The organism is Pseudomonas sp. GW822-FHT07A10, from assembly GCF_058798795.1.
This window is the reverse complement of record NZ_JBXAKV010000011.1, coordinates 174985-201304: the sequence shown is the minus strand read 5'-3', so window position 1 is coordinate 201304 and position 26320 is coordinate 174985. Positions and strand designations below refer to the sequence as shown.

28 protein-coding genes and 1 pseudogene are annotated in these 26320 nt (G+C 60.1%); 20 read left to right on the top strand and 9 right to left on the bottom strand.

The features are described from left to right. Position 1 precedes the first annotated feature (1 nt). The 3 genes from tusD to AC1RL4_RS19700 form a co-directional block, all read right to left on the bottom strand. Complete coding sequence (gene tusD / locus AC1RL4_RS19710) at positions 2–394, bottom strand: sulfurtransferase complex subunit TusD (protein ID WP_230175509.1); 393 nt, start codon at positions 392–394, stop codon at positions 2–4. Positions 395–492: 98 nt separating this feature from the next. Then, entirely contained in the window at positions 493–822 is a 330-nt protein-coding gene (locus tag AC1RL4_RS19705) for a DUF6388 family protein (RefSeq protein ID WP_019648485.1), read from the bottom strand. Positions 823–840: 18 nt separating this feature from the next. Continuing rightward, the gene (locus AC1RL4_RS19700) at positions 841–1089 is read right to left on the bottom strand and encodes a hypothetical protein (RefSeq protein ID WP_007941139.1); all 249 of its coding nucleotides are present in this window, start codon (positions 1087–1089) and stop codon (positions 841–843) included. Positions 1090–1236: 147 nt separating this feature from the next. Between AC1RL4_RS19700 and AC1RL4_RS19695 the strand changes: the two genes are divergently transcribed. Continuing rightward, entirely contained in the window at positions 1237–1587 is a 351-nt protein-coding gene (locus AC1RL4_RS19695) for a hypothetical protein (protein WP_007904889.1), read from the top strand. Between the two features lie 95 nt (positions 1588–1682). On the opposite strand, the gene AC1RL4_RS19690 is transcribed toward AC1RL4_RS19695, so the two are convergent. Continuing rightward, entirely contained in the window at positions 1683–2111 is a 429-nt protein-coding gene (locus tag AC1RL4_RS19690; RefSeq protein WP_019580097.1) for a GNAT family N-acetyltransferase, read from the bottom strand. 149 nt (positions 2112–2260) lie between these two features. On the opposite strand from AC1RL4_RS19690, the gene AC1RL4_RS19685 reads away from it, so the two are divergent. The 6 genes from AC1RL4_RS19685 (at position 2261) to AC1RL4_RS19660 (ending at position 5934) form a co-directional block, all read left to right on the top strand. Then, on the top strand, positions 2261–2698 hold the full coding sequence (locus tag AC1RL4_RS19685; protein ID WP_019580098.1) for a hemerythrin domain-containing protein: 438 nt from the start codon (positions 2261–2263) through the stop codon (positions 2696–2698). Positions 2699–2856: 158 nt separating this feature from the next. After that, complete coding sequence (locus tag AC1RL4_RS19680; RefSeq protein WP_028941283.1) at positions 2857–3357, top strand: hypothetical protein; 501 nt, start codon at positions 2857–2859, stop codon at positions 3355–3357. Between the two features lie 12 nt (positions 3358–3369). Continuing rightward, entirely contained in the window at positions 3370–3612 is a 243-nt protein-coding gene (locus AC1RL4_RS19675) for a hypothetical protein (protein WP_019580101.1), read from the top strand. Positions 3613–3854: 242 nt separating this feature from the next. After that, complete coding sequence (locus AC1RL4_RS19670; protein ID WP_019648488.1) at positions 3855–4448, top strand: NUDIX domain-containing protein; 594 nt, start codon at positions 3855–3857, stop codon at positions 4446–4448. Between the two features lie 122 nt (positions 4449–4570). Continuing rightward, on the top strand, positions 4571–5110 hold the full coding sequence (locus AC1RL4_RS19665; RefSeq protein ID WP_096479920.1) for a kinase inhibitor: 540 nt from the start codon (positions 4571–4573) through the stop codon (positions 5108–5110). A 5-nt stretch (positions 5111–5115) separates the two neighbouring features. Continuing rightward, complete coding sequence (locus AC1RL4_RS19660; protein WP_026331780.1) at positions 5116–5934, top strand: helix-turn-helix transcriptional regulator; 819 nt, start codon at positions 5116–5118, stop codon at positions 5932–5934. Positions 5935–6026: 92 nt separating this feature from the next. Here AC1RL4_RS19660 and AC1RL4_RS19655 read toward each other — a convergent pair whose 3' ends face one another. Further along, on the bottom strand, positions 6027–6749 hold the full coding sequence (locus AC1RL4_RS19655) for a pirin family protein (RefSeq protein WP_019580105.1): 723 nt from the start codon (positions 6747–6749) through the stop codon (positions 6027–6029). Between the two features lie 226 nt (positions 6750–6975). On the opposite strand from AC1RL4_RS19655, the gene AC1RL4_RS19650 reads away from it, so the two are divergent. Further along, on the top strand, positions 6976–7926 hold the full coding sequence (locus tag AC1RL4_RS19650) for a GlxA family transcriptional regulator (RefSeq protein WP_018925545.1): 951 nt from the start codon (positions 6976–6978) through the stop codon (positions 7924–7926). Between the two features lie 185 nt (positions 7927–8111). After that, the gene (locus AC1RL4_RS19645; RefSeq protein ID WP_230175508.1) at positions 8112–9590 is read left to right on the top strand and encodes an ATP-binding protein; all 1479 of its coding nucleotides are present in this window, start codon (positions 8112–8114) and stop codon (positions 9588–9590) included. Here the strand turns inward: AC1RL4_RS19645 and AC1RL4_RS19640 are convergent. After that, complete coding sequence (locus tag AC1RL4_RS19640) at positions 9555–12359, bottom strand: ATP-binding protein (RefSeq protein WP_230175507.1); 2805 nt, start codon at positions 12357–12359, stop codon at positions 9555–9557. The two genes, AC1RL4_RS19645 and AC1RL4_RS19640, sit on opposite strands and share 36 nt — an antisense overlap. Before the next feature lie 343 nt (positions 12360–12702). On the opposite strand from AC1RL4_RS19640, the gene AC1RL4_RS19635 reads away from it, so the two are divergent. Continuing rightward, positions 12703–13278, top strand: a complete 576-nt coding sequence (locus AC1RL4_RS19635; RefSeq protein WP_493119959.1) for a flavodoxin family protein — start codon at positions 12703–12705, stop codon at positions 13276–13278. A 32-nt stretch (positions 13279–13310) separates the two neighbouring features. Beyond that, complete coding sequence (locus tag AC1RL4_RS19630; RefSeq protein ID WP_230175506.1) at positions 13311–14135, top strand: alpha/beta fold hydrolase; 825 nt, start codon at positions 13311–13313, stop codon at positions 14133–14135. Positions 14136–14157: 22 nt separating this feature from the next. Here the strand turns inward: AC1RL4_RS19630 and AC1RL4_RS19625 are convergent, their stop codons facing one another. Then, the gene (locus AC1RL4_RS19625) at positions 14158–14622 is read right to left on the bottom strand and encodes a helix-turn-helix domain-containing protein (RefSeq protein ID WP_018925550.1); all 465 of its coding nucleotides are present in this window, start codon (positions 14620–14622) and stop codon (positions 14158–14160) included. A 279-nt stretch (positions 14623–14901) separates the two neighbouring features. Here AC1RL4_RS19625 and AC1RL4_RS19620 point away from each other — a divergent pair, with 279 nt between their 5' ends. From AC1RL4_RS19620 to ycaC, 8 genes and pseudogenes are all read left to right on the top strand, one after another. Further along, positions 14902–15897, top strand: coding sequence for an MBL fold metallo-hydrolase (locus AC1RL4_RS19620; protein WP_019580111.1), 996 nt, complete (start codon positions 14902–14904; stop codon positions 15895–15897). 47 nt (positions 15898–15944) lie between these two features. Then, a complete protein-coding gene (locus AC1RL4_RS19615; RefSeq protein WP_028941290.1) occupies positions 15945–16868 on the top strand; it encodes a LysR family transcriptional regulator in 924 nt (307 codons plus the stop codon). 138 nt (positions 16869–17006) lie between these two features. After that, a complete protein-coding gene (locus tag AC1RL4_RS19610; RefSeq protein ID WP_493119956.1) occupies positions 17007–18491 on the top strand; it encodes a hypothetical protein in 1485 nt (494 codons plus the stop codon). Between the two features lie 92 nt (positions 18492–18583). Beyond that, a pseudogene (locus AC1RL4_RS19605) lies at positions 18584–18748 on the top strand (DUF6124 family protein); the annotation flags it as partial. 269 nt (positions 18749–19017) lie between these two features. Then, positions 19018–19434 carry a DoxX family protein gene (locus tag AC1RL4_RS19600; RefSeq protein WP_019580114.1) on the top strand — a complete coding sequence of 139 codons (417 nt, stop codon included), beginning with the start codon at positions 19018–19020 and terminating at the stop codon, positions 19432–19434. Next, positions 19427–20053, top strand: coding sequence for an antibiotic biosynthesis monooxygenase (locus tag AC1RL4_RS19595; RefSeq protein WP_018925556.1), 627 nt, complete (start codon positions 19427–19429; stop codon positions 20051–20053). The genes AC1RL4_RS19600 and AC1RL4_RS19595 overlap by 8 nt, the downstream gene beginning before the upstream one ends. 44 nt (positions 20054–20097) lie before the next feature. After that, positions 20098–21936, top strand: a complete 1839-nt coding sequence (locus AC1RL4_RS19590) for an amidohydrolase (protein WP_019580116.1) — start codon at positions 20098–20100, stop codon at positions 21934–21936. A 67-nt stretch (positions 21937–22003) separates the two neighbouring features. Then, positions 22004–22630: an isochorismate family cysteine hydrolase YcaC gene (ycaC, locus tag AC1RL4_RS19585; RefSeq protein WP_018925558.1), complete on the top strand. Its 627-nt coding sequence runs from the start codon at positions 22004–22006 to the stop codon at positions 22628–22630. 64 nt (positions 22631–22694) lie between these two features. On the opposite strand, the gene AC1RL4_RS19580 is transcribed toward ycaC, so the two are convergent. Both AC1RL4_RS19580 and AC1RL4_RS19575 read right to left on the bottom strand, forming a co-directional pair. Beyond that, positions 22695–24122: a mechanosensitive ion channel family protein gene (locus tag AC1RL4_RS19580; protein WP_230175505.1), complete on the bottom strand. Its 1428-nt coding sequence runs from the start codon at positions 24120–24122 to the stop codon at positions 22695–22697. A gap of 63 nt (positions 24123–24185) precedes the next feature. After that, positions 24186–25202 (bottom strand): alpha/beta hydrolase, encoded by a 1017-nt coding sequence (locus tag AC1RL4_RS19575; protein WP_230175504.1) that lies wholly within the window; start codon positions 25200–25202, stop codon positions 24186–24188. A gap of 160 nt (positions 25203–25362) precedes the next feature. On the opposite strand from AC1RL4_RS19575, the gene AC1RL4_RS19570 reads away from it, so the two are divergent. Then, complete coding sequence (locus tag AC1RL4_RS19570) at positions 25363–26244, top strand: LysR family transcriptional regulator (RefSeq protein WP_204124069.1); 882 nt, start codon at positions 25363–25365, stop codon at positions 26242–26244. The last annotated feature ends 76 nt before the right edge of the window (positions 26245–26320 follow it).

Genomic DNA, 26320 nt, shown 5'->3' with positions numbered 1-26320 from the left:
CTCACGCGCCTCCGAAACAGATCAGGCGGTCGGCGTCCTGCACCGCGTCATGCAACTGGCCAAGGCCGGACAATTCCCACGGCGCACCCACGGCGACCGCTTCACGCTGATAGCGCTGGGCTTCTTCCTCGTTCAGCACGCCACGACGCAGGGCGGCGGCGATGCAGATCACGCCATCGAGTTGATGTTCGGTGACAAAGGTGCGCCATTGCTTGGGCAAGTCCTGCTCATCCTGAGGCGTGACCACACTGCCGGACGCGTTGTAGACGCCATCCTGATAGAAAAACAGCCGGACAATCTCATGCCCGCCGGCCAGCGCGGCCTGGGCGAACAACAAGGCACGGCGCGAGGAGGGCGCATGGGCGGCGGAAAACAGCGCAATGGCGAATTTCATGACGGACTCGATCAGCAAAACTGCGGCCATGATAAAGCTTTATCGGCAGGGCGGCGAAGGGCGTTTACTCGCAGACCGAGTCGCTGCCATCGCGAGGATTATTTGGTTAGCCCATACAACTCGCAATACTCAAGCCAGTTCATGCCGGCCATCTCTGCAACTTCCTTGTGCACTTCCATGCGTTGGGCCTGATATTCCTCGGGCGTGGCGGTGGTCAGTTGCAGTGTCAGCTCCCAGGCAAACAAACCCAGGCGCTCGGCCTCGGCTTCGAACGCTTCATGCAAGCGTTCGTCGCGGTACTGCGCCATCGTCTCGCCTTTGGCCTGGGCGAGCAGGGGATTGAGATTGTCGAGCTCAAGACGCAGCTCAGGGCGTTCATCGAGAAACTTCCTCAGCGCCTGTTCGTGTTGCTGTTCGGTTGCCGCCATGGTCACTCCTTGAGGGGATTACGAAGACTGCTTTTTGCTCGCTTTGGCAGCCGCAGCCAGACACTCAAGGGCAAACTGCTCGGTGTAGGTCATCTGGATCGGCGTGGTTTCGCCTTTGACGGTTCTTTCGCCGTCGAGAATGTAACGAATCCGCTTGTCGGTGACGCCAATTCGCTTGGCGATCCAGGCCGGCGTCTGGCCGATCTGGCTGATCAGTTTGTCGGCGTAGTCGGTGGAGGGTTTGTAGAACTCGGCGTTGGGTGTCATGGCTTTCCTGAAAAATGGGTGATGCGAGGCTATCGGCGCGACAGGGTGCGCGAATCGTTGCGCGGTGTCGCGGTATAAATGAAGTAAAGCAGAACGATACGCCGCGCCGCGGTGGTACAGTCCGCTTTTTCCTTATGAGCGAACGCAATGCGAATTCTGATGGTGGCGCTGGCCGCAACCTTGCTGGCGGGCTGCGCCGGATCGGCGATGAACGACGCCCGCACCAAAACCCCGTACAAAACCCTGACCTCGGACAAACCGGAAAAAGTCGTCGCCCAGTGCGTGCAGTTTGCCTGGCAGGACGAGGCGGTGTTCGGCGTCGATGCCGGTGCGTATTTGCAGCCGGGCAAGAAGGGCGGATCGACGGTCTACACCCGTTCGGCCGAGTCTTTCGTGGACGTGACCACCGACGCCTCGGGTACAGCATTGAGCTACTACGCGCAGCACGACGATTTTGTCGCCAAGCGCCGATTGGCGGCGTTGGCGACCTGTTTGTAAGCAAGATCGAAGATCCAGAAAAGATCGCAGCCTCGTTTCACTCGACAGAGTGAAACGAGGCTGCGATCTTTTGAAGGCAACACAAAAACCGAAGCTTACAAATCCATCAAACGCTTCTGAAAAAAGAAGCGCTTGTGGCCCGGCGGATAATCGGCAATGTGCCCCAACTCGCTGTAGCCGTGCTTCTTGTAAAACTCCGGCGCCTGGAAGTCGAAGGTGTCCAGCCAGATCCCCACGCATTTCTTTTCCCGCGCCAGGTCTTCGGCCATCTGCATCAGTTTCGAGCCCATCCCTTGTCCCCGGGCCAGCTCCGGCACCGACAACAACTCAATGAAAAACCATTGGTAAAACACCCGGCCATAAAGCCCGCCGAGAATCTCGTCGCTGTCATTGCGTACCAGCAAAGCAATCTGCTCCGACACCGTGGCCCCGGCCTTTGCGGCGTTGTAGGCGCGCAGTGGTGTGAGGATTGCTTCGCGCTCCTCCGCAGTGGCATTTTTCGACAATTCGATTCGCAGAGTCATAGGCAACACATCCTTATGGCAGTGAACACGGAGCCTATCCCGGTTGCGGCGATTGTTCTATCCCCCCCGAAGCCCAAGGAACCCCCGGGGCTCCGGGAATGTCTAGCGTGAACAGCATCGTTGTTGAAAGCAGTCATTGAGGGCAGCCCGTGAACATTTTTGAAGCCTTGCGCGAAAGCCACGACCGTCAGCGCCGCTATGCCGATGCAGTGATTCAAACCAGTGGCGACACCCCGGAACGGGTCGAGGCTTACAAACGGCTCAAATCCGAGCTTCAGGCCCACGCAACCGCTGAAGAACGCCATTTCTACATCCCGCTGATGGAGTTCGACAACGGCGTGGATCTTGGCCGCCACGCTATCTCCGAACACCACGAAATGGACGAGATGATGGAAACGCTGGATGCCACCCAAATGTCCAGTCCGTCCTGGTTGGCAACGGCGAAAAAACTCTCGGAGAAGGTCCATCACCACCTCAAAGAGGAGGAGCAGAAGTTCTTTCAGATGGCCGGCAAGTTACTCGACGACCAACAGAAAGAAACCCTCGCCGGGGAGTATCAGAAAGAATACAAGGCGCAACTTTCCTGAGGATGAAAGCTCCGCAATGCGGTTCACTCAAGAGAGTCTTGAGTCAGTAAGAACTTGTGGCGAGGGAGCCAACACACCTTGCCGGCAAGGTGAAATGATTTGAACCCAATGCGCTCCTTGTAGAGAATCGCCATCTTTGCCTCGAAAGGATGCGCGCGATGAAGTTCGAAGGGACTTTCCAATACATGGGCACTCACGGGATCGTCTTCAACGTCTCGCAGATCACCCTCACCGACAGCGAGCGCGGACGCCTGCGCGAGCTGCATTTTGGCGAGGCGAAAAGCGCCCACTATGAGGTCAACAGCAAGGTTGTCGAGGTGTACGACAAGATGCAGGCCAAGAGCCTGCCGTGCGTGATGATGATCGGCATCTCCAAGCCGCTGACCCGGCAACAGGGCGATGCCCTCAATGCCCAACGCACCAAGGTCGCCAACCTGGCCGCCTCCGCCTTCGGTGGCGCTGCCGGTACTGTGGGCGGTTTAGCCGGACCTGCAGGCAGTGTCACCGCAGGTACTGTTGTAACTGCGGGTGTGCGCTCGTACGTCAATGACGCTCTGCCCACCTACCATGCTGGCGACGTAATCGTCAGCATCCAGGCGCAGGTCAATGGTGGGATTGGCCCACAGCGCTCTTCCGAATCCCTGATCATCAAGACCTGAGTGGGGCTGCACATGTCCGAAATTACCCAGACGGTCATCGTCGTGGCGCTGGCCTTTCTACTTGATCGGTTTCTTAAGCCGTACCCGCTGCGCAAGTGGCTAGGGGTGACGCTGGTGGTGGCAGGCGCAATCGGCTGCGTTGCAGTGAGCCAGACCCAGTTGCTGGGCTTTGACTTGGGATTGATGTCGGTCCTTGCCGTGCCGGTGGGCGCGGGGCTGTTCGTGACCAGGCGGCGGTTCGAGCAGATTGGCTGAAGGTCAGGAAGGTGTGTTGACCGGACGGATACCTTGCTCCCGCTTGAGTGCGTAGCGCTCACAAAAATCGCAATGGTTGTCAGATTTTTGGGGCCGCTACGCAGCCCAGCGGGAGCAAGCTCCCTCGCCACAGGTTTCTCCGGCTCAAGGTTCTCTTGAGTGCACAGCATTACGACAGTCGCCGGTTTTTTCTGTTTTCGCCTAACATGGACGCTTTCTGACGAACATAAGGATGGATTGTCATGTCGAACACAGCCGAGCGGGTCAACATCATCGAGTCCCAGGTGCTGTCCCACGACTGGTATCTGCTGAAGAAAATCACGTTTGATTACTTGCGCAACAACGGCGACTGGCAGCGCCAGAGCCGCGAGGTCTACGACCGTGGCAACGGCGCGGCGATTCTGCTGTTCAACCGCGAGAAGAAAACCGTCGTGCTGACTCGCCAGTTCCGGTTGCCGGTGTTCGTCAACGGCCATGATGGTTTGTTGATTGAAGTGGCGGCGGGGCTGCTGGAAGGCGCTGCGCCTGAAGAGCGCATTCGCGCTGAAGCTGAGGAAGAAACCGGCTATCGCGTCCACCATGTGCAGAAGGTGTTCGAGTCCTACATGAGCCCCGGTTCGGTCACGGAGAAACTGCATTTCTTTATTGCCGAGTACGACGCCTCTTCGAAAGTCAGCGAGGGCGGTGGGCTGGAAGACGAAACCGAAGAACTGGAAGTGCTGGAGTGGAAATTCGACGACGCCCTTGAGGCGTTTTATCGCGGGGAGATCTGCGATGCCAAGACCATCATGCTGCTGCAGTATGCGGCGATGAAGGACATTTTCGGACCGGTCTGAGTCGGCGGGGTGTGCCTGGATCGAGAGAGCGTTCAGGCACAATGGTCGAGCGTTTCGGCACAGTAATCAGCCTTTGCTCTCTCTAGACTCGTGCTTCACGCCAAGACACCGATGAGGTCACGATGAACATCCGAATTATCCTATCCGCATTGTCCATGGGGGTCGTCCTCACTGGGCACGCAGCCGACTTCTCGCTGACAAGCCAGGATATTGCTGAAAATCGCCCGCTGACCAGTCGCGAGGTATTCCAGGGTTTCGGTTGTGAAGGGGGAAATACGTCTCCGCAACTGTCCTGGTCCAACGCCCCGGCGGAGACTAAAAGTTACGCAATCACGGTCTATGACCCTGATGCGCCGACCGGCAGCGGCTGGTGGCATTGGACGGTGGTCAACTTACCGGCTTCAACCAAAAGTCTGCCAAGCGGGGTCGGTTCGAACCTGCCTGCCGGTGCCGTACAAGGACGAACCGATTATGGCCAACCGGGATTTGGCGGAGCGTGCCCTCCTGTGGGAGATAAGCCCCATCGCTATCAATTCACCGTATGGGCGTTGAAAGTCGATGAGCTGCCACTCGACAGCCAGGCCAGCGGAGCCTTGGTGGGCTATATGCTCAATGCCAACGCCTTGGCCAAAGCGACCATCACTTCAACTTACGGACGTTAAGAACGATGCGCCCTTGTGACGGCATCCAGCACCGGGAAAACATTATCGATGCGTGTGTCATACGGGCGCGGCAGCCTCATACCTTGCAACGGGTGCCGATATTCGCGACTGCCTTGTGTCGAGTGCGACAGGGGGAAAAGCTGTTGCAATGGGATGACCGGGAGATGCGCGCAGGGCCGCAACATCTGATTCTGTTGCCGGCCGGGCGTGAGCTTGGTATCTCGAACTTCCCCGGTCTTCACGGTCACTACATCGCTGATGTCGTGACCTTTCCCGGTTCGACACTGCGCAACTTCAGCAGCCGATATGGCCGGCAGATCATGAATGGTCACCGTGCCCCGAAGACAGATCTGTGTGTTCCTCTGGACAGGCACACGACGCAGGCATGGGAGCAGTTATTGGCCGCCATCAATGCGAACGCGCCGGATGCATTACGCACCCACTATGGGGAAGCGGTTCTGCTCAGCCTGGGCCTCAACGGCCAGGCCGGACCGCTGCTGATGGATCGCAATGATCCACTGTGCGAGCGTGTGCAGCAGTTGGTGATGGGCAGCCCTGAGAGCGACTGGACGGTTGCGAGCGTCGCTCAACACCTGAATCTCGGTGAGTCGACTTTGCGTCGCCAACTGGCCAATGAGGGGAGCAGCTTCAGGAATATTCTGGAAAGCGTTCGACTGGCGACCGCGTTGCAATGGTTGCAAACCACTTCCCGGCCCATCGGTGAAATTGCCGGTGCCAGCGGTTACGCCTCGGCCTCACGTTTTGCCGTGCGCTTTCGCTCACATTACGGCCTGTCGCCACGGGAATTGCGGGCGGCGATTTAGATATTCCTGTGGCCTCGCTCCTACAGGATTTTTGTCGCGGCCAAAAAACGGCCTTGATCAGGCCGTTTTTTTGCGGGCGTTGAACAATGGGATCACGGCATTTCCGGCAATTCCTGCGGCCGCAGATCAAACACCAGCACCTCAGCGTCCACGCCATTGCTCAAGGTCAGCACCTTTTCTTTGCGAACCCGTACGCCGTCGCCTTCCTGCAGCTGCATACCGTTCAGCTCGACACTGCCCCGCGCCACATGCACATAGGCGTAGCGATCGGCAGCCAGTTCCAGCGTGGCGCTTTCCTTGCCGTCGATCAGGCCGGCATACACCCGCGCATCCTGCCGGACTTTCAATGAACCCTTGGCCCCATCCGGGGAGATGATCAACTGCAAGCGGCCGCGTTTTTTCTGCGTGCTGAAATGCTCTTGCTGATAACGCGGTTTGGCGCCGCTGACGTCAGGCACGATCCAGATTTGCAGGAAGTGCACCGGGCGTGTCGATGAGTGGTTGTATTCACTGTGCGCCACGCCACTGCCGGCGCTCATCAGTTGCACATCGCCAGGGCGGATCACCGAACCCGTGCCTAAAGTGTCCTTGTGTTCCAGCGCGCCTTCGAGCACGTAGGAGAAAATCTCCATGTCGCGGTGAGGGTGCTGGCCAAAGCCTTTGCCGGCGGCTACGCGGTCGTCGTTGATCACCAACAGGTCGGAAAAACCCTGTTCCCGCGGGTTGCGGTAGTTGGCAAAGGAAAAGGTATGGAACGACTTCAACCAACCGTGATTGGCCGCGCCGCGATCCGAAGCTTTGCGAAGGGTCAGCATGATGAAATCTCCTGTCAGGACGTGAATTCGTCCGAGTGAGGAGAAGGTTAATGTTTACCTGAAAGTGCAGTAAGTAGATGGAAATTGAAATACTGTCTCGCACAGGTTGACAGTTGTGTGAACGGGTTCATGTATGCTTGTTGTTACATGTGGCCATAATGTGGGGCGCCAGACCTGTGGGCGGCGCAATGGTATTGAACAGTTCTCTATTAGTGACCTTGAACCCATGAAAACCGTGGCAATGGTGTTGTTCCCAGACTTTCTCCTGCTCGACATGGCCGGCCCCATGGAAGTGTTTTCCATCGCCAATCGTTATCTGCAACCGGCGGACCGATACGAGCTGTTGACCATCGGCACCGTGCAGGGCGCATTGCGGGCCTCCAACGGCGTGAGCGTACTGGCGGATCTGCACATCGATCAGGCTAACGAGCACTATGACCTGTTGCTGGTGCCAGGCGGGCCGGGGGCCTACAACGAAAAGTATCCGCCGCTGCTCGACTGGCTTCGGGGAGCCATCAGCCGTGCTGACCGATACGGGTCGATCTGCACCGGCGCGTTCGTGCTCGGGCATGCCGGATTGCTGGACGGCTTTCGCGTGACCACTCACTGGCATTACACCGAACGACTGATCAAAGGCTTCCCCAAGGCTGTCGTCGAGACCGATCAGATTTTCGTGCAGGACCGCAACCTCATCACTTCCGGTGGTGTCACCGCCGGTATCGACCTGGCGCTGGCGGTGGTTGCCCAGGACCACGGCAAGAAAGTCGCCCAGGACGTCGCCAAAGTGCTGCTGGTAGTGATGAAACGCCAGGGCGGGCAGGCGCAGTTCAGTCCGTTGATGGCCGCGGTGGGCCCCCAGGAAACGCCGGTCACCCGGGTGCAGAACCATGTGCTCGAACACCTCGACGAAGCGTTCGGTATCGAGCGTATGGCCAGTCTGGTGAACATGAGTGCGCGGCACTTCGCCAGGGTTTTCACCCGGGAAGTGAACATGACGCCGATGGAGTTTCTGCAAAGCGCGCGCATCGATCACGCCAGGAATCTGTTGGAAACCAGCGAGCTGCCGCTCAAGACTGTGGCCTATAAAAGTGGCTTCGGCAGCGTGCGGCACATGCGATTTCTATTCAGTGAAAAGCTCGGCCTGACCCCCACCCAGTATCGCGAGCAGTTCAGTTAACGCGCTGTTGTCCGTCGTGCGCACCGCGATGGCCGTGATGCTCCTCCCATGGCCGTTGTACCGTCACCCATGCCTGCCAAGATACCCGTGAACTCTTTTTTTGGAGGTGCGGGAGCCTGGATGGGCGGGTTCGATGGAGCTTGCAGTTCCTTGAGCCGAGCCAGGTTTTCAGCGCATGAACGTGCATGAACAACCTCAGAGAGATAAACAGTGACACGGTGCTGCGGTTCGGGCCCTACGCATTCCACCTGCATCAGCGGCTGATTCTGGACGGTGATCGGCCGCTGCGCATGGGCGGGCGAGCCCTGGAAATTTTGCAGGTGCTGGTTGAGCACGCTGGTGCGGTGGTCAGCAAAGAGGCGCTGATTGCCCACGTATGGCCGACCTCGGTGGTCGAGGAAATCAACTTGCGCGTACACATCGCCGCCCTGCGTCGAGCGCTCGGCGATGGGCCGAACGGGCAGCCCTATATCGTTAATATTCCCCAGCGCGGTTATAGCTTCATCGCCCCGGTGCAGCACGATCGGGCGGGCACGCCGGTGCTGGTCGAAACCGTGCACAAGCCTCAACACAACTTGCCTGCGCGGCTCACACCGGTGACCGGTCGTGACTCGATCGTCGGCAGCGTGGTCCGGCAGTTGCCGGTTCGACGCTTCATGACCCTGATCGGCCCTGCGGGCATCGGCAAGACCACCGTGGCGTTGCGCGTGGCCGAGCTGCTGTTGCAGCACTATCGGGATGGTGTCTGGATGGTTGACCTGTCGGCCATCGATGACCCATCGCAGCTTGTCGATCATCTGTCGCGCACCCTGGAACTAGACGTTGGCGCAAACGCGTTGGCGCAACGGCATGCCTTGGTGGTGCTCGACAACTGCGAACACCTGCTCGAACGTTGCAGGACAGTGGTGGACGATCTGTTGGCCTCGGCGCCTCGATTGTCGATCCTCGCCACCAGTCGCGAACCGCTGCGAGCAGCGGGGGAAACGCTGCTGCGGTTACCCGCCCTGACGGTGCCGCCAGTCTCGGCGATTTATAGCGTGGACGAGGCCATGGGGTATTCAGCGGTGCAGCTGTTAGTCAGCCGCGCCCGAGCCCGTCAGCTAGGGTTTGCCCTGCGCCAACAGGATCTCAATGCTGTGCGTGAAATCTGTCGTCGGCTGGATGGCTTGCCCCTGGCCATTGAGCTGGCGGCGGCGCAGATCGATGCATTGGCGCTGGTAGGGTTGCAAGCGCAACTGGGCAACTGTTTTCAGCTGTTGAGCCAAGGTCGACGCACCGCCGTGCCACGGCATCAGAATCTCAAAGCCGCACTGGATTGGAGCTATGAACGGCTAAGCCCGTTGGAACAGATCGTGTTGCAGCGGCTGGCGGTGTTCAAGATGGCGTTCACCCTGGACGCGGCGATTGGCGTGGTCAGTGGCGCGATGTTGCTGCCCGCAAGCCTGGTCAACGTGGTGGAGAGTCTGGCGAATAAATCGCTGCTGTCGGTCGAGCAGGGCAACGGCGTAACGCGCTACCGTTTCCTCAATACCACTCGCACCTACGCCCTGGAGAAACTCGAAAACAGCGGTTACTTGCGTGCCTTCGAACTGCGTTATGAGCGCTACATCAGCCGGGCCCACTGGACATCAGTCGGACAGGTGGTGCTGCAACTCGTCGAGTAACCGCCGGACTTTTATCAGGTCCGGTGTGGCGAAGCCTTCGGTGAAGCGCTGGTAAATCGGCGCCAGCAGCTCATGGGCTTGCCGGAAGTGGCCCTGACGCTGCCACAGCTGGGCCAGCGAAGTCGCACTGCGCAGCTCCCAGGCCAGCGCTCCCTGAGTTTTTGCCACGGCTAAAGCCTTGAGCAGCACCGCCTCGGCCGCGTCAGCACTGCTCGGGCAATCCTCTGCCAGTAACGCGTCGGCCCGGGCCCGCAGAATCTCTGCCGTGCTCCAGCCCGCCGCGCCGTTTTCGGCCCGCTCCAGCAACGCATCATCGATGAAACGGCTGCCCAGAGTGACCATGATTTCCTTGACCAACCCGGTGTCCGGTCGCGGGGATGAGGGCGCATCAGTTCCGTCGATTACCTGCGCGTAGTGTTTGGCCCAGGTGTAGAACAGCAACACCGAGTGTTTCTTCGACTGCTCAAGCAGCAAGGCCAGGAGCTCGCGGGCGACCGGCGTGTTGCCGTTGTAGTGGGCGATCAGGCAACCGGACAGCGCCAGGGTGTAGCAGATGGACGTGCCATGATTGATTTGCATCGCGATGTCGAGCGCCTGTCTTGCGGTATGCCAGGCTTTTTCCGGGAGCCCTTGCAGCCAGAGAATGCGCGCCAGAATCGTCAGGGCCGCCACGCTCTGGTCGTATTGCACGCCAAAGCCATGGGTGAAGCGGTTGAGCTGGCCGCTCTGGGCCAGACGTTGAATGACCTGTTCGGCATTCTCCCGCGCCAGTGCCTGATCCCCGGCAAAATGCAGGGCCAGGACCCGCAAACGTTGGGTGCTGAGGGCCGTCACCGCGTCGTCGTGCGGCCTCAACCGCTCGAATTGTCGGCTCTGCTCCAGAGCCAGTTGGTAGTGGCCGCAGCTGAGATCAACCGCCAGGTGCCCGGAAATCGCTTTGAGCTGACCGGCCACATCATTGCAGTGTTCGGCCAGGTGTTTGGCGCTGACGAAGGCTTCGACGGCTTCGGCGCTACTGCCCTGGGTGTGGTAGCAGGAACTGCCGAGGGCAAGCTTGAGGTTCATGGTCAAGCGCGGGCAGGGCTGATGCGTCGTTTCGAGCAACGCCAGGGCTTTGCGCACGTACGCGCCGTATTCCTTGAGCAGCGACAGCTCTTGCCAGAGCGGTGCCGAGGTCGCGGCGAGACGGATGGCCAAGGCCTGCGGCCCTTGAGCGTTCAAGCCCCAATCCAGGACTGCACGAATGTCGTCCAGGCTGCGGGCGTAACGCTCGGTCCAGCGCTCGCTCTGGGTGTGTTCCCAATCACTCTGCGCCTGCTGCATCAAGGCCAGGCAGCATTCGGCGTGGCGCTCTCGGGTGTCCGCCAGCTCTTGGGCCTGGTCGAGCTTTTCCAGCGCATAGCCACGCGTGGTGTCGAGCAGACGGTAGAACACTTCTTCGTCGCCGACTTCCACGTTCAGCAATGACTTGGCCACCAATTGGGTAATCGAGGCAAGTACCACGTCGGGCTCGATGTACTGGCCGACAATCACGGCAGCCGCCGATTCCAGGGTAAAAGCGCCCCGGAATATCCCCAGTCGGCGCAGGCACGTTTGCTCGCAGGCATTGAGCAGTTCGAAGCTCCAGTCCAGAGTCGCGCGCAGGGTCTGATGGCGGCCCATGGTGGTCGGGCAGCCTTGGGCGAGCAGGCGAAAGCTGTCTTGCAGTTGCGACAGCAAGCCGCTCAAACCCAGGTTGCCAACCTGCGCCGCTGCCAGTTCGATCGCCAACGGGATGCCGTCCAGACGTCGGCAGATTTCAATCGCCAGCGGTAGGTCGGCTTCGCTCAGTTCGAAGCTGTCGTGGCTGGCCATCGCCCGCTCGACAAACAATTGCAGCGCCGAAAACGTCAGGGCCTGAGCTCGGTCGAGCACGGCGATGGGCGGTGGGCAGTCCAGCGATTCCAGGCGCTGTACGTATTCGCCTTCGGCCCGCAGGCTTTCGCGACTGGTGGCCAGAATGTGCACTTGGGGCGCCGCGCGCAGGATGCTTTCGCTGAGCAACGCAATGGCATCGATCAGGTGTTCGCAGTTGTCGATGACCAGCAGCATCTGTCGTTCGCGCAAGCATGTGGCGAGCCCGTTCATGGGGTCGGCGTCATGCAACGACAAGCCCAGCGCTGTCGCCAAGTGCGCGCCGATCATCAAAGGGCAGTTGATCGGTGCCAGGTCCACCAGGCGAATGCCGTCTCGATAGCGACCGATCAGTTGCTCGGCGACGCGCAGCGCCACGGTCGTCTTGCCGATCCCGCCGGGGCCCACGAGGGTGATGAAACGTTGCTGTGAGAGTTGCGCCAGCAGTCTGTCGACCAGGGCCTGACGGCCGATCATGCGAGTCCGGCGCACCGGCAGGTTATGGCCGCCTGGTTCATTAGCGTCGTTTTGGGGGCGTTGTTCGATGGATTCCAGGGAAAATGGCGCGACAAAACTGTAGCCGCGTTGGGCGACGGTGATGATGTAACGCTGACCGGCCTGACCGTCACCGAGGGCTTTGCGCAGTGCTGCCATGTGCACGCGCAGATTGATGTCTTCCACCACGCTTTTGGGCCAGACCCGCGCGATCAGTTGTTGTTTGCTCACCACCTGGCCTGCGTGCTCCAGCAGGACCAACAGAATGTCCATGGCTTGCCTGCCCAGGCGCAGGGGCTGGTCGGCCTCCATCACCAGGCGTTGTCCGGGGTAGATCCGGTAGGGGCCGAAACGGATGGCCTGTTCGGGGGTAAGGGTCAACGGGTCACTCCTGCTTGCATCCTTCTATCACGCGGTATCCAGGCATATTCCTGAGGTTTTTTCGGTAGCGCAACGTGGCGTCATACATCTCGACAGCAGGTACAACGGCTGCGGCCTTGCCGTCAGTGCCCGGCGGCCCCGTATTTATTGGACTCAGCGCTGGTGAACGGCACGCCGGGGCCATGGGTGTACGGCAGAAAATTAACAACGTTTAACTCGTACCGATCCGGTCTACGCTCAAAAATCCATTTCTTCAAGTAGCCGAAGGTATCGGCCTTTTTGCAACAGAAAGTGCAACAAAAAGCGTGCCGCAAAAAGGACGAACACTTCTGGAGGAGCCGGAATGAGCAACGTGGTGGTGGTCTATCACAGTGGTTACGGGCACACCCGGGTCATGGCCGAAGCCGTGGGCCTGGGGGTGGAACGACACTTGGGCAGCACCTGTCGGCTGATTCCGGTGGAGGAAGTGGACGACCACTGGGAGCGCTTGCACCGTGCCGATGCAATCATCTTCGGCGCCCCCACCTACATGGGCAACGCCTCGGCAGCCTTCAAGGGTTTCATGGAGGCCACCGCCTCGTTCTACCTGGCCCAGCCCTGGCGCGACAAGCTCGCTGCCGGGTTTACCAACTCCGGATGCCTGTGTGGCGACAAGCTCAATACCTTGCTGCAGATGGCGGTGTTCGCCGCCCAGCACTCGATGATCTGGGTCGGCCTCGACCTGCTGCCGGCGCGCAGCAGCCTTGGCCTGTTCGACGGGCAGTTGAACCGACTCGGCAGTTCGCTGGGGGCGATGGCCCAATCGAACGTCGAACAATCCCCCGAATTTGCTCCGCCCCTGGAAGACCGCCGCACCGCCGCACATTTGGGCGAGCGGGTGGCGCGCCTGGCCGAACGCCTGGCTCAAACCTCTTGTTAATCGTCGTAAACCCATGCATCAGGAGAGTCGTAATGAGCACCTTTACTACCCGAGACGGCACCGAGATTTACTACAAGGACTGGGGAACCGGTCAGCCGATCGTCTTCAGCCACGGTTGGCCGTTGAACGCCGACAGTTGGGAGTCGCAGATGATCTTCCTGGCCTCCAAAGGCTACCGGGTCATCGCCCATGACCGCCGTGGTCACGGTCGTTCGAGCCAGCCATGGTTCGGCAACGAAATGGATACTTACGCCGATGACCTGGCGCAGTTGATCGAGCATCTGGATCTGCAAAACGCTGTGTTGTTCGGTTTCTCCACTGGCGGTGGCGAAGTGGCGCGCTACATCGGTCGCTACGGTACTGGACGCGTGGCCAAGGCCGGGCTGATTTCATCGGTGCCGCCGCAGATGCTCAAGACCGACACCAACCCGGGTGGCCTGCCAATGGAAGTGTTCGACGGTATTCGTCAGGCGTCTTTGGTCGACCGTTCGCAGTTGTACAAGGATCTGGCCAGCGGTCCGTTCTTCGGTTTCAACCGGCCGGGTGCCAAACCTTCGCAAGGCATGATCGACTGGTTCTGGCTGCAGGGCATGGCTTCCGGCCACAAGAATGCGTACGACTGCATCAAGGCGTTCTCTGAAACCGACTTCACCGAAGACCTGAAGAAGTTCGACGTGCCGACCCTCGTGGTGCATGGCGACGACGATCAGGTGGTGCCGATTGAAGCCTCGGGCATCGCCTCGGCAAAACTGGTCAAGGGCTCCACATTGAAAGTCTATCCGGGAGCTCCACACGGCCTGACCGATACCCACAAGGATCAACTCAACGAAGATCTGCTGGCGTTCATCAAGGGCTGATCAAAATCAAAGGCCCCGGCGCCTACAGGGACATGTGAGCACCTGTAGGCGCTGGCGAAGGCTGCGATCTTTTGCTGTTGTGAGAGGGAAGAGTACGCATGGCACGGCAGCGCCAGGCAAACGGTGTGATGCCTTCGCTGCGGGTGAAGATATGGGAGAAATGCGCCTGGTCGCAGAAGCCACATTCCAGGCTGATTTGCGTCAGGGTCAGGTCGGTGTCCTGGATCAATTGTTTGGCTCGGGCAATGCGTTGCTGTCGGATCCAGTCCTGCGGCGAAACACCGGTGCTGCATTTGAACGCACGGGAAAAATGACTGCGCGACAGGGCACAGACCCGTGCCAGTTCGGTCACTTCCAGGGTGTCGTCGAGGTGGTCGAGGATCAGTTGCTTGACCAGAGTTTCGCGCCAGGGGCTAAGGCCCCCCGTGGTTTTCTTTTGCGTTTCAATGGCACACGCCTTGATCGCGTTTTGCTGAATGAGAGCCATGGCCAATGTCCGTGTCGATGGGCGCGCGCGGATGCACTGCACGGTGGGTCAGCACGTTCCCTTGTCTGAAAAACAAGTCTGCGCAGAAGGCTTCATTCTTGGCCGCGAGGACTTTGGCTTGCGAGTTAAACGTTGTTAATTCCGCAGTCAGGCTTAAGGGTGAAAATGCGCCAACTGAGCACATCACTGCAATTCGCGCCGATGCACGGTCATGCAAGATGGGCGACGTGTAGCGGCCTGGACTGGGCCGCTTTTTCTGGCTCGATCAAGGGTGATCTCATGAAGCAATCCCGCGTTTGCACACTTGGCGGACTTGGCCTGGCATTGGCGCTGATGTCTGGCATCAGCCTGGCCCAGGCACCGGCTCAGGTGAACACTCAGGTGCCCGGTTATTACCGGCTCGCGGTGGGCGACTACGAGGTGACGGCGTTGTTCGATGGCTACAACGACCTGTCGCCCAAACTGCTCGAGGGGCTGACCCAAGACCAGATCCGCGCGTTGCTGGCTCGTCGTTCGATTGAAACGCCGGGGGTGCAAACCGCGTTCAACGCGTTTCTGGTGAACACCGGCAAACAATTGATTCTGGTGGATACCGGGGCAGGGCAGTGCATCGGCGCCACGGCGGGCCAGTTGTCGGCGAACATGAAAGCCGCCGGTTATCAGCCGGAACAGGTCGATACCATCCTGCTCACCCACCTGCATCTGGACCATGTGTGCGGGTTGGTGGATGGGCAGCAAAAGCCCGTGTTCGCGAACGCCACGGTCTACGCGGCCAAGGCAGAAGCCGATTACTGGCTTGACCCCCAGGCCATGGCCAAGGCACCGGCCGGTGCCAGGGAATTCTTCAAGATCGCCCAGGACTCCACCGCGCCATATGTCGCTGCGGGCCGCTTCAAGACCTTTACTGCCGGGCAGTCGCCAGTGCCGGGTGTTGTCGATGCCGAGCTGGAGGCCGGACACACACCGGGCAGTACCACGTATCGGTTCAACTCCCAGGGCCAGAGCATTCTGTTCATGGGCGATCTGGTGCATAACCTGGCGGTGCAGTTCGAGCATCCCGAGGTATCGATCCGTTTCGACGTCGACAATCAGCAGGCGATCAAGAGCCGTGCCAAGGTGTTCAGCGATGCGGCGGCGAGCAAGATCTGGGTCACGGCAGCGCATTTGCCGTTTCCGGGTGTCGGCCATATCACCGCAGTGGACAAGCATTTCCAGTGGGTGCCGATCGAGTACGGGCCATACAAACGAGCGGCGAAAGTGCCGATGATCGAGTAAAGTCCGACACACTTGCGCCTGGCTGAACACAAAAGGGAACCGTGCCCATGAACCGTAATGATCTGCGCCGCGTCGACATGAACCTGCTGGTGATTTTCGAAGCGCTGATGTTCGAAAAAAACCTGACCCGCGTCGCCGAAAAGCTGTTCATGGGCCAACCAGCAGTGAGCGCCGCGCTGGGCCGGTTGCGTGATTTGTTCGACGATCCGTTGTTGCTGCGCAACGGTCGCGGCATGGAACCGACGGCGCGGGCGCTGGCGATTCTCAAGGAGCTGCAACCGGCGATGGACACCATCTCGGGGGCGGTCAGCCGCGCCAAAGAGTTCGAGCCGGCCAGCAGCTGCGATGTGTTTCGCATCGGGCTGTCGGACGATGCCGAGTTCGGGCTGTTTCCACCGTTGCTGCGCCAGTTGCAGGAAGAGGCGCCGGGGATCGTGGTCGTGGTGCGCCGCGCCAACTATCTGCTGATGCCGGCGTTGCTGGCGTCGGGGGAAATCTCGGTGGGGGTGAGCTACACCACCGATCTGCCGGCCAATGCCAAGCGCAAGAAGCTGCGGGACATCCCCTGCAAAGTCCTGCGCGGCGATGACCGCCCGGGGCCGCTGACTCTCGACGAATACTGCGCCCGTCCGCATGCGATGGTGTCGTTCTCCGGCGACCTGAGCGGCAACATCGACCTCGACCTGGCCAAGGTCGGCCGCACCCGCCGCGTGGTGCTGGGCGTGCCGCAATTCAGTGGTTTGCGCGCGTTGCTCGCTGGCACGGAGATGATCGCCACCGTGCCGGATTACGCCGCGTGTGCGTTGGTTGAGGGTTGTGGGTTGCGCGCCGAAGATCCGCCGTTCCCCATCGACGCCGCGCAACTGTCGATGGCCTGGAGCGGGGTGCATGACAACGATCCTGCCGAGAAATGGCTGCGATCGAGGATCAGCCAGTTCATGTCGGCCTCGCTGGATATTCCTGCTGTGTAAGGCGAAACCGCGCTGCACCGTTCGTCTGAAACAGCCACTCACCTATAAGTTCTGACAGTAGCGCGTGCCCGTACGTCGGTGTGTGATTCATTCAATGCTCTTTCGGGGGCCGGATCGATCATGCACAGGGAAAGCACAATGAACATCGCTACAACCACAGTAAGCGCCAGCGGCCCACCGTCTCCTGTCATCCAGGAAAGCGCCAACCAGTCCCTCCTCAATCCGGTGGACGTGAGGAATACCCTCACGATCGAGGTGACCGATCCGGCGTTGCAGGACGCCGATCAGGTGAGTGTGACCTGGACAGGTGCTCCGGGCTCCGGACCAAACGGCTCTCTCGCCACGGCTTTCATCAACGCCGGTAGCACTCGGCCGCTGGTGAGTCGACTCCCTAATTCGTTGGTGATCTTCAATCTGGGCCAAACGGTGACGGTGACTTACACCATCATTCGCGGCACCGCTGCACCCGTGACTTCAGAGCCACAGGTCGTGTACGTGCTGCCTCTGGCGCAACGCGATTTACCTCGCCCCTTCATCACCCAGGCAGAACAGTCCGGGGAAGGTCCGATACTGGACATCAATGGCCTGACCGACGTTACCCTGCGTATCAACGCGTGGCCCTTGAGCGCTCGGGGTCAATTCCTTTGGTTGTGGCTTGAGGGCAAGAACGCCGACGGCAGCAATTTCCGTATGAGGTACTGGAGTGCGCCGAGCAATATCATCACTGACGAATTCATCCGTTTCGGTTTTTACGAGCGAAGCCACTCCGCCATTGCCCTGCACGGGCTCAAGGACCGCAGCGTACTGACCCTGAAGTTGATGGTGGGGCTGCAAGGGAGCCTGGATGAGTCCCTTGCCCAGCTGTTTGCCCATCGAAACTACATCGTCCTGACAAGCGCGGTGGTAAGCCGGGAAGTGACGATCAAGGAAGCGCTAGATGACGCCAATTTGAACCCGATTAACGCAACGACACATTTGACCGCTGTCTTGAATTACGCCAGTGAGTCTACCGACCTGGTCAGCGTGAACTGGACTGCCGAGCCAGGCACACCGGCAGCGGGTTCGCTTACCACAAGCCCTGTCCCGGTGGGCACCATGCCCATGGAAATATCGTTGCGCACTTCATTGGTGCCTTTCAGCATCGGCAAGGCGGCGGGTATCTCGTTCACCTACAGGCGTGGTTCATCGGCTCCCGTCACATCGTTGCCCTGGCCGTTAAATGTTCTGCCTATCCCGAAGGAATCGCTCATTTCCCCGGTGATTGCCGAAGCGAAGGGTACAACCGAGCTTGATCTGAAGGATGTCATTGCTGGAGGGACGCTGGCGCTTGGCATCTGGCTACATATTGCGATCGGACAACGATTGTCGTTGATGTTGACAGGCCGCAATGCCAGCGGCGTCGAGCACAATTTGCCCATTTGGACGGACTCGCGCAACGCGGTTCATCGAGCATGGGTTACGTCTGGTGGCTACAGCACGATCATACCGGCCGTCTATTTGCTGGCGCTCAGGCCTGGGAGCATATTGTCTATCGTGTTCTCGGTGTGTACGGATCAGGTGCCTGGTTCGGCGGCCAGGACGGATTTCGAAGTGCGGGAATACACTGTCATAGACACTCGTTGACCAGAGGCGGGGCTGGAGGGTTTTGGTATTCGACGTGCAGTGTTTAAAGGTGTTGATCGTTACTTCCTGAAAGCTACAGATCCTTGCGCCGTGAGTCCTTTGCCTCGGCCAAGGTGATCGCCAGTGACTGCGCCGGGTTTCTGGAGGGGCCGCAGCGCAATACGATACTGGGCGTCGCGCAGCTCATCATGTTCGGCGAGCTGGCGGTGAATCGGGCGCTGGATAGCCTGGAGCTGAAGGCCGACCCGGCCCTATGACCTGAGGTCAAACGCTGATCCCTGTGGCGAGGGAGCTTGCTCCCGCTCGGCTGCGCAGCAGTCGTAAAACCTGTGTATGCGGTTTGCCAGACAGACGGTGACTGCAGGTTTTTGGGCCGCTTCGCAGCCCAGCGGGAGCAAGCCCCCTCGCCACAGGGGTTGCGTTGTCTGTGTATGGTGTTCCCGCCGTGCAAAGAGAGCACGTACATTCAATTTTTCCCTACCCCTTGGCGGCACTATTCAATCCAATGATTGAACAGGGGTGAGTCATGAACGCTTCGCAACGGGATGAACAGGCGCGGGATGTCGGGCTGCTGTTTTTGCGGGTCAGCGGTGGTCTGTTTCTGCTGTGGGTTCACGGCTTGCCCAAGCTGCTGGACTTCAACGCGCAGTTGCAACTGATCGAAGACCCATTCCACCTCGGTGCCCACCTCACGCTGATCCTGGCGATTTTCGCCGAAGTCCTGTGCCCGCTATTGATCGTCGCCGGTGTCCTGGCGCGATTGGCGTGCTTGCCTATTCTGTTTGTGCTGCTGGTGGCGCTGCTGGTCGTGCACCCGCAGTGGAGTGTGGCCGAAGGGCAGTTCGGCTGGCTGTTGTTGATCATCTTCACCTCTGTGTTTATCGCCGGGCCTGGACGGCTGGCGCTCAATGTCCGTTTGCCCGGAGTGCTCCGTTATGTCTGAAGCCCAAACTCAAAAAGCGCCGGGGTCCGATGAGATCGTGACGCTGATCGTCAAGCACCGGGTCAAGGCCGGTTTCGAAGCAGCCTATGAAGCCTGGCTGCGCAACATCGTCAGCGTAGCGGGGCGCACGGAGGGGCATCTGGGCGTGGACGTGATCCGCGGCAAGAACGCTGGCCTGGACATGTTTACCTGCGTGCTGCGCTTTTGCTCCACCGAGGCCATGCAGCACTGGCTCGATTCGCCGCAACGTCAATCGTTGATCGATGAAGCCGCGCCGATGCTGGCCGACGGCGACCAGACCGAGGTCAACCCGGTCAACGAATTCTGGTTCGCGCCGCTGGCCGATGCCGCCTCGCCGCCACCGCGCTGGAAGCAGGCCGTGGTGTCGTTGCTGGTAATTCTGCCGCACACCTTGCTGGTGCCGCTGCTCTGGGGGCCGCTGCTCAAACTCAACGCTTTTCTCTCCAACTACCTGGTCGCCACGTTCCTGATCACCCTGACCATCGTGGTGTCGGTGGTGTACGTGTGCATGCCGGCCGCGACTCGCTTGTTTGCGCCGTGGCTGACGGCCAGTCAGCCACGGGAGCACCTCGAATCCAACGCAAATTCGCCACGCTGAGTCGGCGCTTTTTGCTTCATTTCACTGATGACGAAGGAACTGCGATGAACGCCGATCTGATTCTATTCAATGGCCAATTTCATACCGTAGACCGGGAAAAACCGCTGGCCAGTGCCGTGGCGATCAAGGACGGACGCTTTGTTGCTGTCGGTAACGATGCAGAGGCCATGGCCCTGCGCGGCTCGGGCACCCAGGTGATCGACCTCAAGGGCCGCTGTGTTATCCCTGGCCTCAACGATTCGCACCTGCACCTGATCCGTGGTGGTTTGAACTACAACCTCGAACTGCGCTGGGAAGGCGTGCCGTCCCTGGCTGATGCGTTGCGCATGCTCAAGGAGCAAGCTGACCGCACACCGACGCCGCAATGGGTACGGGTAGTCGGTGGCTGGAACGAATTCCAGTTTGCCGAGAAGCGCATGCCGACCCTGGAAGAGCTCAACCAGGCGGCGCCAGACACCCCGGTGTTCGTGCTGCATTTGTACGACCGCGCCTTGCTCAACCGCGCTGCATTGCGGGTTGCCGGTTACACCCGCGACACGCCGAACCCGCCGGGTGGCGAAATCGTGCGTGATGCCAACGGCAATCCGACCGGCATGTTGGTCGCAAGGCCGAACGCGATGATTCTGTACTCGACCCTGGCCAAGGGGCCGAAGCTGCCGCTGGAATATCAGGTCAACTCGACCCGCCAGTTCATGCGTGAGCTCAACCGCCTCGGCCTGACCAGCGCGATCGACGCCGGTGGTGGTTTCCAGAATTACCCGGACGATTATCAAGTGATCGAGCAGTTGGCCAAGGACGAGCAACTGACCATCCGCATCGCCTACAACCTGTTCACCCAGAAGCCAAAAGAAGAGCTGACCGATTTCCAGAACTGGACCGGCAGCGTCAAGTTGCATCAGGGCGACGACTACCTGCGGCACAACGGCGCCGGCGAGATGCTGGTGTTCTCGGCGGCGGACTTCGAGGACTTCCTCGAACCGCGTCCGGACCTGCCGCAGACCATGGAACAGGAGCTGGAGCCGGTGGTCCGCCACCTGGTGGAACAGCGCTGGCCGTTCCGTCTACACGCGACTTACAACGAATCGATCAGCCGCATGCTCGACGTGTTCGAGAAGGTCAACCGCGACATTCCGTTCAACGGCCTGCCATGGTTCTTCGACCACGCTGAAACCATCACCCCACAGAACATCGAGCGGGTAAGGGCGCTGGGCGGTGGTATTGCGATCCAGGACCGCATGGCGTTCCAGGGTGAATATTTTGTCGACCGCTACGGCAAGCAGGCCGCCGAATCTACGCCACCGATCAAGCGCATGCTGGCCGAGGGTGTACCGGTCGGCGCCGGCACCGATGCCACGCGAGTGTCCAGCTACAATCCATGGACCTCGCTGTACTGGATGGTCAGCGGCCGTACCGTCGGTGGCCTGGCGCTGTACGAGGAAGGTTTGCCGCGCACCACTGCACTGGAACTGTTCACCCATGGCAGCGCCTGGTTCTCGTCGGAGCAAGGCAAGAAGGGCCAGATCAAGGTCGGACAACTGGCGGACCTGGCGGCGCTGAGCGCGGACTTCTTCAGCGTCGAGGAAGAAGCGATCAAGTGGATCGAGTCGGTATTGACCGTGGTCGGCGGCAAGGTGGTGTACGCCGCCGGCGACTTCGAAAAACTCGGGCCTGTCAGCCTGCCGGTGCTGCCGGACTGGTCGCCGGTGGCGAAGGTTCCGGGACACTGGCGGCCGAACGCGCCGATGCAGGCGCAGGTGCACCAGTGCAGCGGCCCGTGCGCCGTGCATACCCACAGCCATGAGAAGGCCCGTATGTCGAACGTGCCGGTGAGTGACTTCGCCGGTTTCTGGGGCGCCTTCGGCTGTTCCTGCTTCGCGTTCTGAGTCTTGCAACAAAAGCGTCGGCCATGTGTGGTCGACGCTTCACTCATCACCCTCCGAGGAGTTTCACATGAGCAACGTTCCTTACAAACGTCTGAACAAAGATGACGCCGTTATGCTGCTGGTCGATCACCAGACCGGCCTGATCTCTCTGGTGCAGGATTTCTCGCCCAACGAATTCAAGAACAACGTGCTGGCCCTGGGCGACATCGCCAAGTTCTTCAACCTGCCGACCATCCTCACCACCAGTTTCGACGCAGGCCCGAACGGCCCGATCGTGCCTGAACTGCGCGAGCAATTCCCGGACGCGCCGTTCATTCAGCGTCCAGGCCAGATCAACGCCTGGGACAACGAAGACTTCGTCAAAGCCATCAAGGCCACCGGTCGCAAGCAACTGATCATCGCCGGCGTGGTGACTGACGTCTGCGTGGCGTTCCCAACCCTGTCGGCCATTGCCGAAGGTTTTGAAGTGTTCGTGGTCACCGACTCTTCCGGCACCTTCAACACCACCGTGCAACAAGCGGCGTGGGCACGCATGTCGGCGGCGGGTGCACACCTGCTGAACTGGTTCGCCGTGGCCTGCGAGCTGCAAGGCGACTGGCGCAACGACATGGAAGGCCTGGCCAACCTGTTGTCCCAGCGTCTGCCGAACTACCGCAACCTGATCAACAGCTACACCAAGTTCACCGCCAAGTAAGGCGTTGAAGAAAAATGCCCGCGATGTGCGGGCATTTTTTTGTACTGCTTGAATGTCCTCTGCATCAGCGCTTCTGCAACCATCCCAGAAACCCACCTTTCCTGATCGGCACCGGTTTGGCCATCAACGCCTGCCGACTGTTTTGCTGGCGCACCGCCTGCAACTTGTTCAACGCCCGGCCCACTTCGCTGCGCTGTTCCATGCACTGGCGGGTCAGGTTCTTGTCGAGACGGTAGATGATCGAAGATGTCAGCGCGGTGAACGTCGCCTGTGACGGCGTATCGGCCAGGATGCTCTGTTCGCCCATGACTTCGCTTGGCCCCATGCGACCGGCCTCGGTGAAACCATTGCCGTCCGGCACGCTGGCGCTGACGACGCCGGTGGCGATCACGAACAGGCTGTCCGGCACTTCAGCCAGATCCAGCACCACCTCGCCGGCGGCGTATTGTTGCGCGACCATCGATTCGGCGAGGCGGTCGCGTTCCTCATGGCTCAGCGAGCGGAAAATCTTCACTTCATCGAGCAGTGCGCGGGCGCGGGTCGAGGGTTCGATCACGCCGTCGGGGTGTCGCGAGATGCCGGCCGCTTCCAGATGGCGATGGGCGAGGTCGAACAGTTGATTGCGCACGTCGCTCTTTTTGCCCAGCTCGGCGATGAACCCGCTGGCTACGTATTCGGACATCTCTTCGCCAGCATCGACGAGCACCGCTTTTGGTGCGGGCGACAGCAACAGACTGCTGCTGCCTTGCAGCGTGCGGTCGAGGGCGTCGAGCACCCGGCGTGGGCGGATGTGGTTCGGCACCTTGATGCTGATCGACACCCCGTGCAGGTTGTTCGGGCGGCTGAGGTTGACGATCTTGGCCTTGGCCGCCACCGAGTTCGGCACCACGGCCATCGTGCCCGCGTTGCTCAACAGGTGCGTGGCACGCCAGTTGATGTCCAGCACTTTGCCTTCGACGCCATCGATCACCACAAAGTCGTCCACCTGATAGGGTTTGGTGGTGTTGAGCACAATGCCGGAGAACACGTCGGCCAACGTACTTTGCAGCGCCAGACCGACCACGATGGCGAACACGCCGGAAGTCGCCAGCAGACCCTTGACCGGCAGATCCAGCACATAACCGGCGGCCGCGACGATAGAGGCCAGAAACACCAGCGCACCGATTACGTCCTGCAGCAAACGGCCGCTGTGACCTATGCGACGCATCAGCACCAGACCGAACACCTCGGTGAGCACTCGTGCGGTGTACAACCACCAGATAATCCCCAGCGCCGTTGCACCAAGTTGCGCCACCTGGTCATCGGCAATCAACGGTGTCTGCAACGGACTGACGCCAGCGTTGATAATCAGCGCGCTGAACGCCAGAAACAGCGCCAGCCGCACACCGACCTTTGGCGCGCGATGCTTGAACGGGACGAGGTGCCAGAGCAGGGCGTCGAGCACCAGCAGCAGGGCGCTCCAAGGCAACAGGTGGGCAGAGAAAAGGCTCATGGATTGCACTCCAGCGGGCACAAAAAAACTCGCCACACCCTGAGGTGTGGCGAGAGGTTGGGCTTAGTTCAGATGCGTCTTGAGCTCAGCCGCGGCCTGACGTACCGCCGCTTTGACTTCCGGAATCTGATTCAGCGGATTGAGCAGGCCAAAGTCATGAATCATCCCGTTGTAGCGCACCGAGGTCACCGGCACACCGGCCGCATCGAGGTGGCGGGCGTAGCCTTCGCCTTCGTCACGCAGCACGTCGAATTCGGCGGTCTGCACCAGTGCGGCAGGCAGGCCCTTGAGTTGTTCGGCGCTGGCATTCAGCGGCGAGGCATGAATCTGCGCACGCTCGGCCGGGTTGGTGGTGTAGTTGTCCCAGAACCACTGCATCATCCCTTTGGTGAGGAAGTGCCCCTCGGCGAATTGCTGGTACGAGCCGTCGTCGAACTGCGCGTTGGTCACCGGCCACATCAACAACTGGAAGCGCAGGGCAGGGGTTTTCTGTTCCTTGGCCATCAGCGCCACGACCGCCGCCATGTTGCCGCCGACGCTGTTGCCGGCCACCGCCAGTCGCTTGCCATCGACACCGATCTCTTTGCCATGCTCGGCCACCCATTTGGTCGCGGTGTAGGCCTGGTTGATGGCGGTCGGGTATTGCGCTTCGGGCGACGGCGTGTAGTCGACGTATACCGCGACTGCGCCGGAGCCCACCACCAAGTCACGGATCAGGCGCTGGTGAGTCGGGAAGTCGCCCAATACCCAGCCGCCACCGTGGAAGAACATGAACACCGGCAACTCGCCCTTGACCTTGGCCGGACGCACCACTTTCAGGTTGATGGTCTGGCCGTCGACCTTGATCGCCTTGTCGCTGACTTCAACACCCGACAGATCAACCTTCACCGAAGCCTGGGCACCGGTCAGCACCGCGCGGGCGTCTTTTGGGCTCAGTTGTTCCAGCGGTTTGCCACCGCCGGCGGCGAGGGCATCGAGGAAGGCCTGGGTGTTGTGTTCTACACCGGGGCTGCCGGCGGCGAATGCGTTGCCGATGGACAGGGCGAGAACGGAAGTGGCGAGGGTTTTCTTGATGTTCATGTGCAAATCCTTTTTAAATCGTTTGAGTTTTTATGCCTTGGGATCGGGCTGCTGTGGCGCTGGGGTTCAGGCCTCAGCAACACCGTGAGCACAGATTAATGAGATGCCGGAAAGTGAAAAAGCGGCTATAAAGCGATTAACTGTCAACCAGAGAGTGACAATGAATCCGTTCGAAGACATGCGTATTTTTTGCCAGGTCATGGACTCCGGCAGCTTCACGGCGGCGGCCGATCAGTTGGGCCTGTCCAAGCAGTTCGTCAGCCGTCGGCTGATGCAACTCGAAGAGCGCCTCGGTGTGCGCCTGCTCAATCGCTCCACCCGACGGCTGGACGTCACCCCGCTGGGGCAGAGTTATTACGAATCGGCCCTGCGCCTGCTCAGTGAAGTCGAGCAAGTGGAGCAGGGCATCGCCGGCCAGACCATCGAGCCTCGCGGGACCATTCGCCTGAGTGCACCGTTGTCGTTTGCCGTGGCGCATTTGGGCTGTTTGCTGCCAGTATTTTTGCAGCGTTATCGCGACGTCACCGTCGAGGTCGACCTGAGTGATCGTCCGGTGGACTTGCTCGGTGAGGGATACGATTTGGCTTTGCGCATCGGCGTGCTGGAAGACTCGACACTGATCGCCCGGCGCATCGCCGTCATCGAGCGGGTGTACTGCGCCAGCCCGGCGTATCTGGCCGAACGTGGCACGCCGGTTGAACCCGAGGAGTTGCACAGCCACGATTGCCTGCCGTACGGCCATGGCCGCCAGGTGCAATGGCGGTTCGAAGGGCGGGGCAAACCGCTGACCGTCAATGTCACCGGGCGGATGCGGGTCAACAACGGTGAACTGCTCAAGGACGCGGCCATCGCCGGCATGGGCATCACGTACTTGCCGACCTTCATCGTCGATTCGGCCCTGGAGGACGGTCGGCTGGTGCCGGTGCTGGATGATTTCCGCCCCGAGCCGCTGACCTTATCGGCGGTCTACCCGCAGCACCGTCAGGCCTCGCGACCGGTGCAGGCGTTGATCGAGTTCTTGCGTGAGCGGTTGAACCAATAGGAGGGTGCACGCCATCGTTGATTACAAGATCGCAACAAACCCCTGATGTGGTTTTTCCTGACGCTGATCTAGACTC